Source organism: Pseudofrankia sp. EUN1h, assembly GCF_001854645.1.
GTDB classification, from domain to species: domain Bacteria; phylum Actinomycetota; class Actinomycetes; order Frankiales; family Frankiaceae; genus Pseudofrankia; species Pseudofrankia saprophytica.
The window spans coordinates 1-18,335 of sequence record NZ_MBLN01000036.1 but is presented as its reverse complement, the minus strand read 5'-3'; the positions used below and the strand labels follow the sequence as shown (position 1 = coordinate 18,335).

General features: G+C 72.7%; 15 protein-coding genes. 4 read left to right on the top strand and 11 right to left on the bottom strand.

Annotated elements, in window-relative coordinates:
• Nucleotides 1-1,155, top strand: a complete 1,155-nt coding sequence (locus BCD49_RS08270) for an L-histidine N(alpha)-methyltransferase (RefSeq protein WP_007516933.1) — start codon at nt 1-3, stop codon at nt 1,153-1,155.
• 265 nt (nt 1,156-1,420) lie between these two features.
• Nucleotides 1,421-3,784, top strand: a complete 2,364-nt coding sequence (locus tag BCD49_RS08265) for a WD40 repeat domain-containing serine/threonine protein kinase (RefSeq protein ID WP_232793938.1) — start codon at nt 1,421-1,423, stop codon at nt 3,782-3,784.
• 65 nt (nt 3,785-3,849) lie between these two features.
• Here the strand turns inward: BCD49_RS08265 and ilvD are convergent, their stop codons facing one another.
• The 3 genes from ilvD to BCD49_RS08250 all read right to left on the bottom strand — a co-directional run bounded on the left by ilvD (nt 3,850) and on the right by BCD49_RS08250 (nt 7,222).
• On the bottom strand, nt 3,850-5,703 hold the full coding sequence (gene ilvD / locus BCD49_RS08260; protein ID WP_071041348.1) for a dihydroxy-acid dehydratase: 1,854 nt from the start codon (nt 5,701-5,703) through the stop codon (nt 3,850-3,852).
• 423 nt (nt 5,704-6,126) lie between these two features.
• Nucleotides 6,127-6,813, bottom strand: coding sequence for a hypothetical protein (locus BCD49_RS08255; RefSeq protein ID WP_007516936.1), 687 nt, complete (start codon nt 6,811-6,813; stop codon nt 6,127-6,129).
• A gap of 28 nt (nt 6,814-6,841) precedes the next feature.
• The gene (locus BCD49_RS08250) at nt 6,842-7,222 is read right to left on the bottom strand and encodes an antibiotic biosynthesis monooxygenase family protein (protein WP_007516937.1); all 381 of its coding nucleotides are present in this window, start codon (nt 7,220-7,222) and stop codon (nt 6,842-6,844) included.
• A 137-nt stretch (nt 7,223-7,359) separates the two neighbouring features.
• Here BCD49_RS08250 and BCD49_RS08245 point away from each other — a divergent pair, with 137 nt between their 5' ends.
• Entirely contained in the window at nt 7,360-9,876 is a 2,517-nt protein-coding gene (locus tag BCD49_RS08245; RefSeq protein ID WP_007516938.1) for a WD40 repeat domain-containing serine/threonine protein kinase, read from the top strand.
• Nucleotides 9,877-9,966: 90 nt separating this feature from the next.
• Here BCD49_RS08245 and dnaB read toward each other — a convergent pair whose 3' ends face one another.
• The 6 genes from dnaB to BCD49_RS08215 form a co-directional block, all read right to left on the bottom strand.
• Nucleotides 9,967-11,325 carry a replicative DNA helicase gene (dnaB, locus tag BCD49_RS08240; RefSeq protein ID WP_007516939.1) on the bottom strand — a complete coding sequence of 453 codons (1,359 nt, stop codon included), beginning with the start codon at nt 11,323-11,325 and terminating at the stop codon, nt 9,967-9,969.
• Between the two features lie 696 nt (nt 11,326-12,021).
• On the bottom strand, nt 12,022-12,468 hold the full coding sequence (gene rplI, locus BCD49_RS08235; RefSeq protein ID WP_007516940.1) for a 50S ribosomal protein L9: 447 nt from the start codon (nt 12,466-12,468) through the stop codon (nt 12,022-12,024).
• Nucleotides 12,469-12,483: 15 nt separating this feature from the next.
• Nucleotides 12,484-12,720, bottom strand: a complete 237-nt coding sequence (rpsR, locus tag BCD49_RS08230) for a 30S ribosomal protein S18 (RefSeq protein ID WP_007516941.1) — start codon at nt 12,718-12,720, stop codon at nt 12,484-12,486.
• A gap of 193 nt (nt 12,721-12,913) precedes the next feature.
• Nucleotides 12,914-13,567 carry a single-stranded DNA-binding protein gene (locus tag BCD49_RS08225; RefSeq protein ID WP_007516942.1) on the bottom strand — a complete coding sequence of 218 codons (654 nt, stop codon included), beginning with the start codon at nt 13,565-13,567 and terminating at the stop codon, nt 12,914-12,916.
• A 28-nt stretch (nt 13,568-13,595) separates the two neighbouring features.
• Nucleotides 13,596-13,922 carry a 30S ribosomal protein S6 gene (gene rpsF, locus BCD49_RS08220; RefSeq protein ID WP_027140301.1) on the bottom strand — a complete coding sequence of 109 codons (327 nt, stop codon included), beginning with the start codon at nt 13,920-13,922 and terminating at the stop codon, nt 13,596-13,598.
• Between the two features lie 201 nt (nt 13,923-14,123).
• Nucleotides 14,124-14,435 (bottom strand): hypothetical protein, encoded by a 312-nt coding sequence (locus BCD49_RS08215; RefSeq protein WP_007516944.1) that lies wholly within the window; start codon nt 14,433-14,435, stop codon nt 14,124-14,126.
• A 191-nt stretch (nt 14,436-14,626) separates the two neighbouring features.
• Here BCD49_RS08215 and BCD49_RS43455 point away from each other — a divergent pair, with 191 nt between their 5' ends.
• Nucleotides 14,627-14,983, top strand: coding sequence for a hypothetical protein (locus BCD49_RS43455; RefSeq protein WP_157845175.1), 357 nt, complete (start codon nt 14,627-14,629; stop codon nt 14,981-14,983).
• A gap of 63 nt (nt 14,984-15,046) precedes the next feature.
• Here BCD49_RS43455 and BCD49_RS08205 read toward each other — a convergent pair whose 3' ends face one another.
• Together BCD49_RS08205 and BCD49_RS08200 are read right to left on the bottom strand one after the other, a co-directional pair.
• A complete protein-coding gene (locus BCD49_RS08205) occupies nt 15,047-16,255 on the bottom strand; it encodes a hypothetical protein (RefSeq protein ID WP_442960469.1) in 1,209 nt (402 codons plus the stop codon).
• A 23-nt stretch (nt 16,256-16,278) separates the two neighbouring features.
• Nucleotides 16,279-18,324, bottom strand: coding sequence for a glycosyltransferase family 87 protein (locus BCD49_RS08200; protein ID WP_007516947.1), 2,046 nt, complete (start codon nt 18,322-18,324; stop codon nt 16,279-16,281).
• Nucleotides 18,325-18,335: the final 11 nt, after the last annotated feature.

The window sequence follows — 18,335 nt, the reverse complement described above, 5'->3', positions numbered from 1 at the left end:
ATGACTTCGAGGACACCGCAAGCCACGCGTACCCCGACCCCGGCCGACGTGGCCGCTCTGTTGAAGGCCCGAGGCGGCATCACGATCGAACGGCACCTGACCGAGGCGCAGCGCGCGGCGGCGCTGGCGGCCGACGCGCGCGCGGGGCTCACCGCCACTCCCAAGGAGCTGCCGCCCACCTGGTTCTACGACACGACCGGCAGCATGCTCTTCGGGAAGATCACCGAGCTGCCGGAGTACTACCAGACGAGGACGGAGCGGGGGATCCTGTCGGCGCACGCCGCGGACCTGTCCGCCGCGCTCGCGACCGCGCTGCCGGGCGGGGGAGCCGACACGCTGGTGGAGCTGGGCTCAGGCACCTCGGAGAAGACACGGATGCTGCTGGCCGCCCTGGCCGGTACCGGTCGCCTGCGCCGCTTCGTCCCGCTCGACGTCGACGCCGACGCGCTGTCCAGGGCGGGCGCCGCGGCCAAGGCCGCGCACCCGGGGCTCGCCGTGCACGCGGTCGTCGGCGACTTCCGCCAGCACCTCGGCCTGCTGCCGACGGCGGGCACCGCGACGAGGACCACCACGCGGCCGGAGGGTGCCGCTCTCGGCGTCGAGGCGCCGGGTGAGGGCGCGCCGGGCATGGGCGACGCGCCGGCTGGCACGCTGGTCGCCTTCTTCGGAGGCACGATCGGCAACCTGCGCCCGCCCGAGCGGCACCTGCTGCTGACCGGACTGCGGGAGCGGGTAGGCCAGGACGGCGCGCTGCTGCTCGGGACCGACCTCGTCAAGGATCCGCGCCGCCTGGTCGCCGCCTACGACGACAGTGCCGGCGTCACGGCGGCGTTCAACCGCAACGTGCTCACCGTGCTCAACCGTGAGCTCGGCGCCGACTTCGACCTGCGCGGGTTCGCGCATGTCGCCCGATGGGACCCCGAGAACCGCTGGATCGAGATGCGGCTGCGTTCGGTGCGGGCGCAGACCGTGCGCCTGACGAATCTGGACCTGACCGTCTCGTTCGCCGACGGCGAGGAGATGCGTACCGAGATCAGCGCCAAGTTCGACCGGGCGACGGTGGAACGCGAGCTCACCGCCGCGGGCTGGCGTCTGACCCACTGGTGGACCGACCCCGAGGACGACTTCGCCCTCTCCCTCGCCATGACGAGCTAGGCCGTCTCCTGGCGCTGATCCTGCCCGGGCGGTCACCCGCCCGGGCAGTCGGGCCGCCCAGGTACCGGGTCGCCACGCCGCGCCGGCCGAGGAACGACCGGTCGAGTTGCCAACCGAAACCGACTAAAGCCGGCCAGCGATAGTGGTATCGGGTGGGCTAACCTTTGTGATGGACGATCCGGTACGCGATTCATCGGGAGATGAATGACCGGATCGGCCAATCCGGGGGGCAAGGGTGGTCGGTAAGAGCGACGACGCCAAAAACGTGGCGGCGTTGGGCGAGAGCGACCCGGCCACCGTCGGCCCGTACACGCTCCTTGGCCGGCTCGGCGCTGGCGGCATGGGCACCGTGTACCTCGCCCAACCCACCTCCGACGCGGAGGCGGACAACGACCAGGGCGCCGGAGTCACCGCGCCGCGGCTGCTGGCGGTGAAGGTCATCCGGTCGGACCTCGCCCGCATTCCCGAGTTCCGCAGGCGCTTCCTGCTGGAGGCGCAGTCGGCCCAGCGCGTCGCTCGGTTCTGCACCGCCGAGGTTCTCGACGTCGACACCACCGGCGAACGCCCTTACCTGGTCACCGAATACATCAAGGGACCGACCCTGGCCAGGGCGATCCGGGACCGCGGGCCACTACCGCCGACAGAGCTGGAACGGCTCGCGGTCGCCGTCGCCTCGGCCATGACGGCGATTCACGCGGCCGGAGTCGTCCACCGGGATCTCAAACCGGGCAACATCCTCCTGTCGCCGACCGGCCCCTGCGTCATCGACTTCGGCATCGCCCGCGCGCTCGACGCCGCCAGTGCCATCACGACGGCGACGAGCGCATCCATCGGCACTCCCGCCTTCATGGCTCCGGAACAGGCCCTCGGTCAGGCCATCACCCCGGCGGTCGACGTCCATGCCTGGGGCGCGGTGATCCTCTTCGCGGCCACGGGACGCCCGCCCTTCGGCAACCAGGCCACCTCGACGGTCCTTCGTCACGTCGTCCACAGCACCCCCGACGTGACCGCGTTGCCACGGAGGCTGCGCTACCTGGTCGCCCATGCCATGGCCAAGGACCCGGCTGCCCGCCCCACGTCACGCGAGCTTCTGCTGCATCTCATCGACACCGACCCCTCGGTGATCGGGCTGGCCGAGCTCACCGACCCGGGTACGGAGGACCGCTCGGCCACCATCCTCGAGGAGGTCACCGGTCGGCCGGAGATCCCCACGAACCTGAACATCCCCACTCAGGCGTCGATGCCGACGACGGACTCCGAACCGCCGCCGGTCGTCGGCCGCGCAGCGGGCTCGGCGCGGCCGGCCGACCGGCTCCCCGAGGTGGCCGGCCAGCGCGGTGACGTCCCCGGTTTCATGGGTCGCCCGGCCGTGTCCACCGGCCAGGCCGGGCCGTCCGCTGGCCCGGGGCACCCGACCGACCAGGACTCGACGTCGGGCAGCGGCCAGCCCGGCATCGTCACCGGTCCGGCGACCGTCGAGGACCCCGACGTACCCGTCGACGCCACGGCCACCGATCCGCCTGGGCGGCGCCGGAGTCCGCGGCGCGGCCTGGTCGTCCTGGTCGCCATCCTGCTCGCCGGCGTGGCGGCCGGCGCGGCCGCCGTCATCCTGACCATCAACGCCCGCCAGGACACGTCGGGCACCCGAGCGGACGCGTCCGGCGCGGGCCCGCTGGCGCCAGCCAGTCCCGTCAGCACCGTCTACACGGGCCACACCGCCCCGGTGGCATCGCTGGCCTTCTCGCCGGACGGCAGGCTGGTGGCCACCGGCAGCTGGGACACCACCGTCCGGCTCTGGGACATCAGCAGTCCCGCTAGCCCGCTGGCCGTGGGGGCGCCGCTCACCGGCCACTCCATCGAGGTCCGCGACGTCGTGTTCTCGCCGGACGGCAAACTGCTTGCCACCGCCAGCGACGACACCACCATCCGCCTGTGGGACGTCAGCGACCCGGCCCACGCCGAGCAGATCGGCGCGCCGCTGCGGGGCCACACCGGCGGCGTGCGGTCGGTGGCGTTCTCACCTGACGGCAAGCTGCTGGCCACCGGCAGCCTCGACACGACCGCCCGGCTGTGGAACATCACCAACCCGGCGAAACCCGTGGCGGTCGGCCGGATCACCGGGCACACCGACGCCGTCCGGTCCGTGGCGTTCTCACCCGACGGCAGGCTGCTGGCCACCGGCAGCTGGGACACCACCGTCCGGCTCTGGGACATCACCAACTCCGCGAACCCCCGGGCCATCGGCGCCCCGCTCACCGGTCACACCGACCAGATCCGGGACGTCGCGTTCTCGCCGGACGGCAGGCAGCTGGCCACCGCCAGCGACGACAGGACCATCCGGCTCTGGGACATCGCCGACCCGGTGTCTCCCAGGTCGGACGGGCTGCTCACCGGCGACAGGAGCGCCGTGCGGTCCGTCGCGTTCTCCCCCGACGGTCACCTGCTCGCGACCGCCGGCGACGACAAGACCATCCGGTTGTGGGGCGTCACCGACCTCGCGCACCCGGTGGCCTACGTTCCGCTCACCGGGCACGGCGACGTCGTGTGGTCCGCGGTGTTCTCACCCGACGGCACCCTGCTGGCCAGCGTCAGCTCGGACCGGACCCTCCGGCTTTGGCGCGTCGAGTAGCCCGACAGCGGTTATCTGTCAGCAGGCAGGGTCAAGCGGGTCAGACCGGTGGGTGGTCGGTGGGATCAGCCGCCGAGGAGGCTGACGTCGCGGGCGGCGCCCGTGGAGGCCGACGTGGCCATCGCGGCGTAGGCGCGCAGCGCCGCCGAGACCTGCCGCTCCCTGCCGACCGGCCGGAAGCCCTGGCCGGCCTCGAGCTCGACCCGGCGGGCGGCCAGCTCCTCGTCCGGGACCATCAGCGCGAGCCGGCGGGCCGGGATGTCGATCTCGATCCGGTCACCGTCGCGGACCAGCGCGATCGTGCCACCGTGCGCCGCCTCCGGCGAGACGTGCCCGATCGACAGGCCCGAGCTGCCGCCGGAGAACCGTCCGTCGGTGATGAGCGCGCACTTCGGCCCGAGACCGCGGCCCTTGAGGTACGCCGTCGGGTAGAGCATCTCCTGCATGCCCGGGCCGCCGCGCGGACCCTCGTACCGGACGACGATGACGTCACCCGGCTTCACCCGGCCACCGAGGATCGCCTCGACGGCCTCGTCCTGGCTCTCGACGACGACCGCCGGGCCGGCGAACGCCCACTGGTCCTCGGGGACACCGGCGGTCTTCACCACGGCGCCGTCCTCGGCCAGGTTGCCGTGCAGCACGGCGAGGCCGCCCTCGGCGGAGTAGGCGTGCTCGACCGAGCGGATGCACCCGTCCGCGGCGTCGGTGTCGAGGGTGTCCCACCGGTTCGTCGAGCTGAACGGCTCGGTGGTGCGCACCCCGCCCGGCGCGGCGTGGAAGAGCTCGACGGCGTCCGGCGCGGGGCTGGCGCCGCGGATGTCCCAACGGTCGAGGAACTCGCGCAGGCTCGCCGAGTGCACGCTGTGCACGTTCGGGTCGAGCAGCCCGCCCCGGTCCAGCTCGCCGAGGATCGCGGGGATGCCGCCGGCGCGGTGGACGTCCTCCATGTAGTACTTCGTCGAGCTGGGCGCGACCTTGCACAGGTTGGGCACCCGCCGGGAGATCTCGTCGATGTCGGCGAGGGTGACCTCGACACCGGCCTCGACGGCGGCGGCGAGCAGGTGCAGCACGGTGTTCGTCGAGCCGCCCATGGCGACGTCGACGGCGAAGGCGTTGCGGAAGGCGGYGGCGCTGGCGATCGAGCGCGGCAGCACGCCCTCGTCGTCCTTCTCGTAGTAGCGGCGGGCGAGGTCGACGACGAGCCGGCCGGCCTCGACGAACAGCTCCCGGCGGGCGGCGGCGGTGGCCAGCGTCGAGCCGTTGCCCGGCAGTGACAGGCCCATCGCCTCGGTCAGGCAGTTCATCGAGTTCGCGGTGAACATCCCCGAGCAGGAGCCACAGGTCGGGCAGGCGGAGCGTTCGATGATGCTGAGGTCGGCATCGCTGACGTCCGGGTTGACGGCCGCCGTCATCGCGTCGATGAGGTCGAGCCGGGAGCGGACCGTGCCACCCTGGACGACCGCGTTGCCGGACTCCATCGCCCCACCGGAGACGAACACGGTCGGGATGTTGAGCCGCAGCGCGGCGAGCAGCATCCCCGGGGTGATCTTGTCGCAGTTGGAGATGCAGACCAGGGCGTCGGCGCAGTGCGCGTTGACCATGTACTCGACGCTGTCCGCGATGATCTCTCGCGACGGCAGCGAGTACAGCATCCCGCCGTGCCCCATCGCGATCCCGTCGTCCACGGCGATCGTGTTGAACTCGCGCCCGACGCCGCCGGCCGCCGCGACCGAGTCAGCGACCAGCCTGCCCAGGTCCCTCAGGTGCACGTGCCCCGGGACGAACTGGGTGAAGCTGTTGGCGATCGCCACGATCGGCTTGCCGAAGTCGTCCTCGGTCATGCCGGTGGCCCGCCACAGGGCGCGGGCGCCGGCCATGTTGCGGCCATGGGTGGTCGTACGGGAACGCAGTGCGGGCATCTTGTGACCTCAGGACCTTCGACTGCCGGGGATCCGGGGCGTCCCCCGGGATGACATTGCGGGCCTCCAGGAAAGCGACCGCTGGTCGGCGACCAGGCACGGCGCCTCGGCGTGCGGCCGGCGAGCGCGGCGGGGCGGGGTCGCGCGGCCCGGTCGCTGCACTCGTGGCGGCGCGCGCCAGGCCCGGGCTTGCCACTGGGTTCGCCAACTGGGTTCGCCAGCGGGCCGCCAGCACGCGGGGGCACGCACCCGATTCGGTTCCGCGCCGCTTATCAGCGTATCCGCCGCGGCCGCCATCCTGACCTCAGGACGGGGCCGGTCCGAGCCGGCGGCGAGTCAGCTGGTCGACCCGCGCGCCGTCGCGGGCTCCGCGTTCCGCCGGACCCGCATGACGTCGAGGACGTGGAGGACGCCGCCGAACCGTCAGTCGGCGGGGTGCGCCGGAGGGGGTGTGGACGGCCCGGGGGGCGGGACGGCCCAGGGCAGGCCGGGGGGGCGGGGCGGTTCGATGGCGGTGGGATCGCCGTCTGGCGGGGGAGGCGGGGTGGGCTGCCCTAGCTGGCCGGGCTGACCGGGCTGACCGGGCTGATGGGCCGGTGGGAAGGCCGGATAGCCGGGGTAGCCAGGGTGCGGGGCATAACCGGGGTGCGGGGTGTAGCCGGGCTGGACAGGCGGCGGGAAGGCCGGGGGCTGGCCGTATCCGGGGTGACCGTAGCCGGGATGGCCGTAACCGGTCCGGCCAACCCCGGGGTAGGTGGGCGCCGGCGGCCCGCCTGGTCGAGGGCGACGGGGGAAGCGCTTGCGCAGCAGGCGCTGAATCCACCAGGAGAGTGCCAGCGACGCCAGCGTGCCGAGGATCGGGCCCGCCTGGTGGTGGCGCCCGCCGCCGTCCGCCGCGCTGAGCTTCGACCCGACGACGAGCAGATAGATCGCCGTGATCGCGATGAAGACGTAGCCGGTGACGAAGAAGTGGAAGAACCGCAGGTTCAGCCGGGCGAGCTGGTCGCGCAGGAACACGGCGGGCAGGACCCAGATGCCGACCCCGAACACCGCCGCGGTCAGCGGCGCGAAGATCAGGAATCCGAAGAACTGCTTGAAGAACTCGGCCATCGCTCCCCCGGTCGTCTGCCCGGCGCCGTCAGGCCGAGCCGACGGAGGCGGAGGCAGCGGACGAGGACGAGACGTCCACGCCGGCGACGTGCTCCACGGTCGGCGTGCCGGCGAAGTACGGGCTGATCGCCGCCCGCCAGCGGCCGTAGCCGTCGGAGCCGCGGAACCCCTCGGTGTGCGCCTCCAGGCTGTCCCATTCGACGATCAGCACGAACGAACTCGGTGACTCGACACCCCGGCTCATCCGCATCGAGCGGCAGCCGGGCGAGGTCGCGATCTCGTGCCGGACCGTGTGGTACGCGGCGATGAAGTCGCTCTCCGTTCCTGGTTTCACGTTAAACCTTGCGATCTCCGTGACCGCGGACTCAGGGCCACGGGTGCCGTCCGCGGCCGCCCCGGATGCGCTCATGCCGCAAGTCTGGCACCCGCCGCGACGGCGCCGCCGGCCAGCCGGACATCCCGGGTGCCGTCGAAGCGGAGTAACGGCGGGTTGGCACCGAATATCCTCTCAAGCCAGCGGTTTCCCAGGGCGACAGGGGCGTCGGCATGGTGGTCGGAGACGGCACGGTCGAAGGCCCGGGCGGCGGCGGGGTGGAACCTCTCGACGAGGACGACCCGACCAGGCTTGGTCCCTACGAGCTGCTGGGGCGCCTCGGCCAGGGCGGGATGGGCACGGTGTTCCTCGGCCGCCGGGCAGACCCCGACGGGGCTGATGACGGCGAAACGGCGGCAGGCGCCGCCGCCCCGGACAGGGCCGACCCTCGCGGGAGTGGCCGGGAGCGGCTCGTCGCGGTCAAGGTGATCAGGCCCGACCTGGCGCGCGAGCCGGAGTTCCGGGAGCGGTTCGGCCAGGAGGCGACCGCGGCCCGCCGGGTCGCGCGGTTCTGTACCGCCGAGGTGTTGGACGTGGACGTCGCGTCCCGCCGGCCTTACCTGGTCACCGAGTACATCGAGGGGCGCACGTTGGCCGCCGCCGTCCGCGAGGACGGGCCGCTGCCGGGCGTCGAGGTGGAGCGGCTGGCGGTCGCGGTCGCCTCGGCGCTGACGGCCATCCATGCCGCCGGCCTGGTCCACCGTGACCTGAAACCGGGCAACATCATGCTGTCGCCATCGGGCGCCCGCGTCATCGACTTCGGCATCGCCCGGGCGATGGACGCGACGACCACGTTCACCCATGCCGGCGTCGGCACGCCCGCGTTCATGGCACCCGAACAGGCGCTCGGCGGCGTGGTCGCCCCGCCAGCCGACATCTACGCCTGGGGTGGGGTCGTGCTCTACGCGGCCACCGGTCGGCTGCCACACGGCGACGGCCCCAGCCCGGTGGTGCTCTACCGCGCCGTCAACGAGGAACCCGACCTGACCGGCCTCGACCCGGGCCTGCGGGAGCTGGTCGCCCGGGCGATGGCGAAGGACCCGGCCACGCGCCCGACCGCCCAGGGCCTGCTGCTGCTCCTCGTCGGCGCCACCCAGCTCGACGACGAGGAGAACAAGGAGGACGACGAGGAAGACGCGCCGCTCGAGCCGGAAGAGCCGGTCGAGCCGGTCGCCGCGACCGCGAGACCCGACGCGGCGCCACTCCCGCCTTCTCAGCGGCCGTCGTCGGCCAACCCGTCCGCCGGCGCGATCTTCCCAGCCGCGCCATCTCCACGACGGGTCGCGCGGTCGGCGATGGAAGAGGCGCTGGCGCTGGCCGCGGACATCGCCCGGGACATCGACGCCGGTCGCGCCGCACTGGCGAGGCCGCGCCCGGCCAGCGTGTCCCCGGCCGGTCCGGGCACCCACGCCGCCGGCGAGGAGACGACCGCCCGGGCCCTACCGACAGATCCTCGCGGGCGCGCCGCCCCCGCCCGGCCGGCCGCGACGACCGACCCGCCCACCCGGGAGGCGACCACCTTCGTTCCGCCTCACCTGGCCGGCGGGACGCGGCCGCCCGACGATGCTCACCGACTCGACGATGGCCGCCCGGTCGACGGCGGCGCGGACCCGGCCGGCCGCCGCCGGCCGACCAGGCGGTTCGGCGTGCGCCGCGCCGGGCTGGTCGGGCTCGGACCGGCCGTCGACGCGGTCCCGCTCGGCGAGCCGCTCGCCGGCCACACCGGCCAGGTCACGTCGGTCGCGTTCGCCCCCGACGGCCGGATGCTCGCGACGGCGAGCGTGGACGGCACCGCCCGGGTGTGGCGGCTCGCCGGCGAGACCGACACCGGCGCGTCCCCGCTGGGTGAACCGCTGCGCGGCCACGAGGGGCGGGTGCTCGCGGTCGCGTACTCGCCGGACGGGCGCGCGCTGGCGACCGCGGGTGGCGACCACACGGCGCGGCTCTGGCTGCGGGCGGCCACCGGCTCCGAAGCGCGGCCCGCCGTCGACGGCCATGGCTACCACCCGCTCGGGATCGCCCACGGCCACTCCGACCAGGTGACCTCGGTGGCGTTCGCCCGCGGAGGCCGGCTGCTCGCCACCGGCGGCCTCGACGGGACGGCCCGGCTCTGGCAGCTCGACCTCGACGGCGCCAGCCGGGACGCCGTCCGCCCGCTCGGGCGCCCGCTCGCCGGCCACCAGGGGAAGGTCCTCGCCGTCGCGTTCTCGCCGGACGGCCAGATCCTCGCCACCGCCGGGACGGACCACACCGCGCGGCTCTGGGACCTGACGTCGTCGGTCCCCCGCCCGCTCGGCCCGCCGCTCGCCGACCACCGCTGGCACGTGCGGGCGCTCGCCGTGTCACCCGACGGTGTCACCCTCGCCGTGGCCGCCGGCTTCGGCGCCGTCCGCCTGTGGGACCTGACCGACCCGGCGCATCCGTCAAGCCTCGCCGAGCTGGCCAGCCGGCAGAGCGGCCAGGTCCGGGCGGTCGCCTTCGCCGCCGACGGCCGCACCCTCGCGGCCGCCGTCGGTATCGGCGCCGCAGTCAGCCTGTGGAACGTCGAGGACCCGGCGAGCCCGGAGCCGCTCGGCCAGCTCTCGACCGGTCACGTCGGCACCGTCCGGGCGCTCGCCTTCTCCCCGACCGACGACATCCTCGCCACCGCGGGCGACACCTCAGCCCGCCTCTGGCGCCCCGCGGAGTAGCTCGACCGATTCCGACCACCAGCCGGACGGATGACGAGGAAGGCTCAGCCAGGACGAGCCGCCAGGACGGGCTCAGTAGCCCATCGGCGGTCAGTTCGCCATGTCGACGAAGCGGGAGTAGTGACCCTGGAACGCGACCGTGACGGTGCCGGTCGGGCCGTTACGGTGCTTGGCGATGATCAGGTCGGCCTCGCCGGCCCGGGCGGATTCCTTTTCGACGGTGTCCTCGCGGTACAGCAGGATCACGGCGTCGGCGTCCTGCTCCAGGCTGCCGGACTCGCGAAGGTCGGAGACCTGGGGCCGCTTGTCGGCACGCTGTTCGGAGGCGCGGTTCAGCTGTGAGATCGCCACGACGGGAACCTCCAGCTCCTTGGCGAGCAGCTTCAGCGACCGGGAGATCTCGCTGACCTCCTGCTGCCGGCTCTCCACTCTCTTCGGCGAGGACATGAGCTGCAGGTAGTCGAGGATGACGAGGCGAAGGTCATGGCGCTGGCGCAGCCGGCGCGCCTTCGCCCGGATCTCCATCATCGTCAGGTGCGGGCTGTCGTCGATGAACAGCGGCGCCTCGGCGACCTCGCCCATCCGCCGCGCCAGCCGTGCCCAGTCGTCGTCGGTCAGCCGGCCGGTCCGGATGTTCTGCAGCGAGACCCGGGCCTCCGCGGACAACAGCCGCATGGTGATCTCCATGCGGCTCATCTCCAGCGAGAAGATGACGGACGTCATTCCGTGCTTGATGGAGGCCGCCCGCGCGAAGTCGAGACCCAGAGTCGACTTCCCGACCGCCGGGCGGGCGGCGACGATCCACAGCTGTCCACCGTGGAGTCCGTTGGTCAGCTCGTCGAGGTCGGTGAAGCCGGTGGGCACGCCGGTGAGGGCGCCCTCGTGGCCGGCGATCGCCTCGATCTCCTCGAGGGCCGGGTTGAGCAGGTCACCCAGCGGCGAGTAGTCCTCGGTGGTGCGCCGCTCGGTGACCTCATAGACGGCGGCCTGGGCGCGGTCGACCAACTCGTCGACATCGTTCGACGGGCCGTAGGCGAGCTGGACTATCTTCGTGCCGGCCTCGGCGAGGCGGCGCAGCACGGCCTTCTCCGCGACGATCCTGGCGTAGTAGCCCGCGTTCGCGGCGGTCGGCACGCTGGAGATCAACGTATGCAGGTAGCCGGGGCCGCCAACGCGATCCAGCAGGTCACGCCGGCCGAGCTCCGCGGCGACGCTGACCGTGTCGGCCGGCTCGCCGCGACCATAGAGGTCACCGATGATCTCGAACACCGTGGAGTGCGCCGGCCGGTAGAAGTCGCCCGCGCGCATCACCTCGATGACGTCGGCGATGGCGTCCTTGGACAGCATCATGCCGCCGAGCACGCTCTGCTCGGCCGGCAGGTCGTGTGGGGGTGTGCGGTCGAACTCGACGGGCTGGCCGCCACCGCGCGCGATGTCGGTGACCGTCACCCGCCTCACCCCCCGTCCACGATCTTCCAGCACGGCCCGACAACGCTACGTACCGCCCCCCGGCTGACCAGGCCGGTCAACCAGTGCTGGTCAACCGGGGCCGGTCAACCAGTGCTGGTCGACCCAGGCCAGTACCGTGCATCGAACAAATGTTCGATGAGGCGGYCGGCCTGTGTCAAGCAGGAGCGCTGGGACGGCCGCGCGCGCCGGATGGGGACGAACGTGCGTGCGCCTCCCCGCGCGTCGCCCTCGGAGCCCCGCGGCGATCCCTGAGTGGCCGACTTTAGGGAACACAGCCCCCGACCAGCAAAAAGTTATCCACAGGCATGTGTGGAAAACCTGTGGGCAACGCCGGTACGACCTGGGGAGGACCTCGGGACGACGGCCGATGAGCTGTGGACAGACTAGCGGCTTACCGGCCAGGATCGGCTGTCAGGCTGGGCATTCTCCCCGGCGCCCTGTGGACACAAAAAAAGTTCACCAAAGTCTCCGAACGGGGCCCCTGCAGGGAGAGCGTCGCCTTACGAGGGCCACTTGTGGACCACGCGACGTGCCGACGCCGACATTCGATGACACGGACAGGCCGGTCCGGAGACGACGATGCCCGGTGCCCCGGACGTTTCCGGGACACCGGGCAGGTGTCGTGCGGGGGCTCGGCGCCTGGGCGCCGAGCCCCCGCGTGACCGCTTCCGCGCGTCAGGCCGCGGCGACCTTGACGGTCAGCTGGGCGGTCACCTCGGGGTGCAGGTGCACCGCGACGGTGTGCTGACCGACGGCCTTGATCGGCGAGGTCAGCTGGACCTTCCGCCTGTCCAGCGCCGGGCCGCCCGCCTTCGCCACGGCCTCCGTGACGTCGCCGGCGGTGATCGAGCCGAAGAGCCGGCCTTCCTTGCCCGCCCGGCTGGTCAGCGTCACGGACAGCGCCTTGAGCTGCGCGGCGATCTCCTGCGCGTGCCCCAGGTCACGGACCTCGCGGGCCGATCGGGCCCGCTTGATCTGCTCGACCTGGCGCTCGATGCCGCGGGTCGCGATGATCGCAAACTGCTTGGGAACCAGGTAGTTACGGCCGTAGCCGTCGGCCACCTCGACGATATCGCCGGGGCTGCCGAGACCTGGCACCTCCTGGGTGAGAACGAGCTTCATGTCCCGTCACCCTCCTCAGCGCGCGGTGGAGGTGTAGGGCAGCAGCGCCATCTCGCGGCTGTTCTTCACCGCGATGGCGACGTCCCGCTGATGCTGGCTGCAGTTGCCGGTGACCCGGCGGGCACGGATCTTGCCGCGGTCCGAGATGAACTTGCGCAGCAGCGACGTGTCCTTGTAGTCGATGTACTCGGTCTTGTCCTTGCAGAAAACGCAAACCTTCTTCTTAGGCTTGCGCACAGCCGCCTTGGCCATGGTTGTGCACTCCTAGATTCAGACGAAGTCGGGTGAGGTCCCGGAGACCTCGTCAGGCGCGAGGCGCCATCGAGGTCCGGGTCCGGTCCCGGGCAGCATCGCGGCCTGGGCGAAGTCGCCAAGCGCGCGGCGGGCAGGCTCAGCCGGCTCGGCGCGCGCCGGGCGAGAGACGCCCGGACACCACGAACGGGCGCTAGAAGGGCGGCTCGTCGGAGTAGCCACCGGACGGCTGCGACCAGGGGTCCTCGACGGAGCCGCCGGAATAGCCGCCCCCCGAGGAGGACGAGCCACCGCCGCCACCGCCGCGGTAACCACCGCCGCCGCCACCGGGGCCGCTCGCGCCGCCGGCACCGGCCGCGCCGCCGTTGTAGCCACCGGCGCCAGCGGCGCCAGCGCCAGCACCAGCACCAGCGCTTGCGCCGCCTCGGTACCCACCGTCCGACGGGCCGTCGTAGCCGCCGCCACCGCCGGGACCGCCACCGCGCGCCGCGCGGACGACCTTGGCCGTCGCGTACCGCAGCGACGGGCCGATCTCATCGACGTCGAGCTCGATGACGGTGCGCTTCTCGCCCTCACGGGTCTCGAACGAGCGCTGCTTGAGTCGACCCTGGACGATCACGCGCGCGCCCTTGGTCAGCGACTCCGCGACGTGCTCGGCCGCCTGCCGCCAGATCGAGCAGCGCAGGAACAGCGGTTCGCCGTCCTTCCACTCGTTGGTGGCCCGGTCGAGCGTGCGCGGCGTCGAGGCGACCGTGAAGCTGGCGACGGCAGCCCCGTTCGGGGTGAACCGCAGCTCCGGGTCGCTGGTCAGATTGCCGACGACTGTGATGACGGTCTCACCGGCCATGGGATGTGCCCCCTGTCCCGCGGGTGTGTCAGGCGGCCGGCCGGCGGGCGACGCGCGGCTTCTTCGCGTCGGGCAGCCGGATGACCTTGGTGCGGATAACCGACTCGTTGAGCGTGAGCTGACGGTCGAGCTCGGCGACGACGTCAGGATCGGCGTGCAGATCGATGACGGCGTAGATGCCCTCGTGGCTCTTGCGGATCTCGTAGGAGAGCCGGCGCCGACCCCAGACGTCGACCTTCTCCACCGCGCCGCCGCCGTTGCGGACGACGGACAGGAACTGGTCGAGGGATGGCGCGACGGTGCGCTCCTCAAGATCCGGATCGAGGATGACCATCAGTTCGTAATGACGTGCCAAGGCTGAACCCACCTCCTGTGGACTCGGCGGCCACGGGTTGCACCCATGGCAGGAGGGAATGATGCGCGCTCTCGCTACCGCACCCCCGCTGCCGCGCCGTTGGTACCGGGACATCCCTGGTACCGGGGCCGTAGTGGTGGGTCACGGCGGAGAACGCGCCGACGGCGCCCGCGATAAGGCAAGCACCGTGCCGCGTCGAGCTTACTCGACGTGCTCGGCGTCCCGGCCGGGCAGGGCACCCCGGTCACCGGGCTGGCCGTCCGCCGCCGGCCCATACCACACGGTGCGCGCCCACCCCCAGACGACCGCGAGCAGGCCGACGATCGCGAGCAGGATGAGCAGGCCGCGCAGGTGCCGCCCGGGCGACGGGTCGACGGCCGCCAGCACGATGACGCACAACACGGCGGCGGCTGCCCCGCCGGCGAGCGGGTAGGCCAGCGCGTTCCTGGCCCGCTCGCCGTCGCCGGCCGGGCCTCCGGCCGGGCGTCCTTCTAGGTCACCGCCTGTACTCATCGTCCCCATCCTGGCGCACTCACGACGCGATTCGCCTCGTGGTGGCCGTATCGGCGGGGCGCGTCGCCCGCCGACGGCGCTCGGCCCGCTCGCCCACGCCGCGCTCCCCAACATGACCGTCACTCTGGGTTACCGTCCGCGCGATGCCAGCGCACGGACGGGCCGACCCGGGGTAAGGAGTGGCGACGGCGGTGGTGACCTCGCATCGGCAGCGGCCGGCGCACGGCGCGGACGAGGCGCCCGTGATGCCGTACCCGGCACAGGCCATGGCCACGTTGCTCGCTGGTGTCGTCGTGGCCGGGTTCGTCCTGGTGGCGGGCGGCGCGTTGGCGCCGCCCGCCGGGGGCACCGAGCCATCCACCTCGGGCCGGTTGGCGGCGCGGCCGACCTCGACGGCGGCCGCGCCGCCACCGCCGGCCGCGGCGCCGACGCCCACGGTCAGTCCGGCACACGGGCCGGTGGCCCAGCCGCCATCTCCAAAACGACTACCCACAGTGACGGAGAAACTGGTTCGAGGCGGGGGCTCGCCGACGCCCGGTCGGCACTGACCGGCCCGACTGGGCCGACTGGGCCGAGTCCAACCCGACTCGACTCGACGGCATGGTCGTCGGTCAGTCGACCCAGCGGCCCTGGGTGAAGGCGACCACGAAGGCGGCCATCACCGGACCGGACAGCCACAGGTAGGCGGGCGCCGCCCGGGGGAACCGGCCGGCGAGCCGCGCGAGCAGCAGGTAGACCGGGAACGCGACCAGCATCGTGCGCACGCCCGACGCGTAGTAGTTGGTCGCGGCCATCAGCACCGTGGCGGTACCGATGAACGTCGCCTCGGCCCACCGGCGGCTGTACAGCAACGCGATCGTGACCACGATGCCGAGGACCACGGCCAGCAGCTCGGCCCGCCAGAACCAGGTGAACGTCGTCGAGCCGTCCGGCCCCGGGAAGGCCGACTCCCAAGTCGCCTTCCAGCCCGACCATGGCCAGTCGACCCAGCGGTGCCAACCCTCGCGCATCGCGACCGTGTATGCGTTCCACTCCCCGGTCTTGCCATGCAGGTACCAGAGGAAGCCGAACACGGGCAGCGGCGGGAGCGCCAGCGACAGCGCCGGCAACGCCAGCACCGGCAGCCCGGCCCGGCGACGTTCGACGAGGTACAGCACGACGAGCCCGCACCACAGCGGAATGCCGGTGACCCGGGTCGCGGCGGCGCCGGCGGCGAGCGCGCCGGCGAGCCACCACCGGCCGCGCCGGCCGGCGAGCCACGCGGTGCTCGCGAACGCCAGGAAAAGCGCCTCGGAGTAGCCGGCGAACAGGAACACGGCGTACGGCGCGAAGATCATTGCCAGCACCGCCGCCCGGCCGGCGGCCGGGCCGCCGTCGTCCGTGGCCAGCCGCCAGATCGCCGCGGCCGAGACCGCCCCGGCCAGGAACACGACGATCAGTCCCGCGACGATCCAGTTCGGCACGACGTAGTGCACCAGCCGGATGGCGAGCGGGAAGGCCGGGAAGTCGACCTCGGTCTTGTCGGAGTAGTGCGGCGAGACGTAGCCATAACGCGCCACCTTGGTGAACAGGCCGACGTCCCAGCGGTCCCACAGCTCGGTGAACCGGGGCACCTGCCCCAGCGCGCCCTCGACCACGACCCGCGCCGCGGCGAACGACAGCAACGCGACCGCCACCCGGCTGGCGCACCACAGCGGCAGCGTCGCCCGCGCCGACTCTGGCAGCCGAGCCCACCACCCACTCGCGGACGACGACAGCCGGGCCAGCGAGGTTGCCGAATCCGGCGGGCCCGGCGGCGCCGACGGGCCCGCCGGGTCCACCGGGTCCACCGGGTGCAGGGGTCTCACTGGGGTTCGGGATCAGTCCGCCGCGGCCGGAACAGCGCGCCAGGTTCCAGGACGTCGCCGTCGGGCGCGCCGGTGGGACCGGCCGCGCCGCCGGGAGCGCCGGGAGCGCCGCCTCCGTCGGTCTGCCCGCGATCGTCGGCGACCGTCGCCGCATCGGCCCAGAGGCCACCGGAGCTGGACGGGCCGTCGACGACCTCACCGACGAGGACCCGCGCCGGCCGCCGGTGCGGGCCGTAGGCATCCGCGGCTTCGTCCAGAACGCCGCCGGCCGGGTCGTCCACCCCACTGGCCCGGACGACGTCGAGCTCGGGGCGCAGGATCTCGCGGACGACGAGACCAGCGAGTACCAGCAGCACCAGGTCACGCAACGCGACCGCGCCGACGAACCAGCCACGGGCGACCCCGCGTGCCCCGTTGGTGTCGTTGTAGATGAAGTGCATGAAGCGCATGAACAGCAGGTAGGCCTCGGCGGCCTGCCAGACCAGGAACGCGCGCCACTTCGGTCTCGCCAACGCGTACAGCGGCAGCAGCCACAGCGTGTACTGCGGCGAGAACACCTTGTTGGTCACCAGGAACGCGACCACGAGCAGGAACAGGACCTGCGGCAGGCGCGGGCGGCGCGGCGCGAACCAGCACAGCCCGGCGATCGCGGCGATCGAGGCGATGAGGGCGATCGAGGTGAGGGCGTTCAGCACCGACACCGAGATGCCGTGGTCACGCACCGCCGTCAGCACGACCGGCGTGGCGATGACCACGACCAGCCAGGCGGCGGCGCCCACGGCCAGCGTCGCCCCGCGGACGGCGCCACTCGCTCCACTCGCGCCAGTCGAGACGCCGGCCGAGTCATCCGCCTCGTCGTCCCCGGACTCGTTCCAGCGCGCGCGTACCAGTGGGCCGGCTGCGACGGCGGCGAGGCCGAACGTGGCCAGCGCGATGACGATCAGGTGCGGACCACCGAACCAACCGGGGTCGTACGCCCCGGACAGCCACTGCACCGCGAACGCGAGCGAGTCCCAGTCGGCGGGGCGGTGCTCGTTGAGGTCGATGAAGCGCGCCACCGCGTTCTGGGCGCCGCCCGCGTGCCCGTCGAGCATGCCGAACCAGCCGCCGGACCCCAGGCTCGACAGGATGCCGTCGTGCGACTTCTTGTCACCGATGAAGTAGCCGGCGATCAGGTAGGTCGGCAGCACGACGACGGCGACGGTCGCCGCGGTGGCGGCGACCAGCCGGCCGAAGGCCCGCAGCTGGCCGGTGCGCAGGCACAGCATGCCGATCGCGACGAGGAAGAACACCGGGTAGAGCTTGGTGGCCACTCCGAGGCCGAGCAGGACGCCGGCGGCCACCGGCGCCCGTCTGGACCAGGCGTAGACGGCCAGCGCCCCGAACGCGACCGCGACGATGTCCCAGTTGGTCAGCAGGTGCAGCACCATCGTGGGCGCGAGCGCGAACAGCGCCGCGTCCCAGACCCGCCTTCGGCCGGCGGTCTTCGCGACGGCGACGACCGCCGCGCAGGCGAAGCAGAGGAAGACCAGCGCGGTCAGGTCGTAGAACAGCGCGGACCGGGCGTCGATGGTCCAGTGGTCGATGACCTGGTCACCGTTCTCGGTCCGGTAGACCGGCCGCTGCGACGGCGCGACCCGCGAGACGGCGGCCACCACCTCCATGGTGGCGCCGATCAGCGGCGGGTACTCGGTCGGGTAGTCAAGGTAGGGGACCTTCCCGTCCTTGAGGCCCTCCTGCGAGTAGAGCGCGACGACGTCCGAGTAGCACATCCGCGTGTACTGGTACTCGTGTGTCCAGTTCCGGGTGTCCCGGCAGGTGGACTTCTGCGCGTAGCCGAGGCCGCACACGACGATCGTCAGTGCGAGCAGCACCCGCACCGGCGTCCACCAGGTCCACCGGTCGGGCAGCACCGCGTGCCGCCCCGGCGGCCCACCGATGAGCTCGCTCGCGCCCCGCGCCATCGGATCCTCGAGGCTGGGGCTCACCGCCTCGTCCGCCGTCATAGCCCGGTCGGTGACCGGTGCGTCGGGGGTCGTCATACCGGCCGCCT

Bases quoted from the DNA above. Each gene is read 5' to 3' on its own strand.
- BCD49_RS08270 (WP_007516933.1), top strand. From the start codon at position 1: ATGACTTCGAGGACACCGCAAGCCACGCGTACCCCGACCCCGGCCGAC.
- BCD49_RS08255 (WP_007516936.1), bottom strand. From the start codon at position 6,813: ATGGCCGAGTTCTTCAAGCAGTTCTTCGGATTCCTGATCTTCGCGCCG.
- BCD49_RS08250 (WP_007516937.1), bottom strand. From the start codon at position 7,222: ATGAGCGCATCCGGGGCGGCCGCGGACGGCACCCGTGGCCCTGAGTCC.
- BCD49_RS08245 (WP_007516938.1), top strand. From the start codon at position 7,360: ATGGTGGTCGGAGACGGCACGGTCGAAGGCCCGGGCGGCGGCGGGGTG.
- rplI (WP_007516940.1), bottom strand. From the start codon at position 12,468: ATGAAGCTCGTTCTCACCCAGGAGGTGCCAGGTCTCGGCAGCCCCGGC.
- rpsR (WP_007516941.1), bottom strand. From the start codon at position 12,720: ATGGCCAAGGCGGCTGTGCGCAAGCCTAAGAAGAAGGTTTGCGTTTTC.
- BCD49_RS08225 (WP_007516942.1), bottom strand. From the start codon at position 13,567: ATGGCCGGTGAGACCGTCATCACAGTCGTCGGCAATCTGACCAGCGAC.
- BCD49_RS08215 (WP_007516944.1), bottom strand. From the start codon at position 14,435: ATGAGTACAGGCGGTGACCTAGAAGGACGCCCGGCCGGAGGCCCGGCC.
- BCD49_RS08200 (WP_007516947.1), bottom strand. From the start codon at position 18,324: ATGACGACCCCCGACGCACCGGTCACCGACCGGGCTATGACGGCGGAC.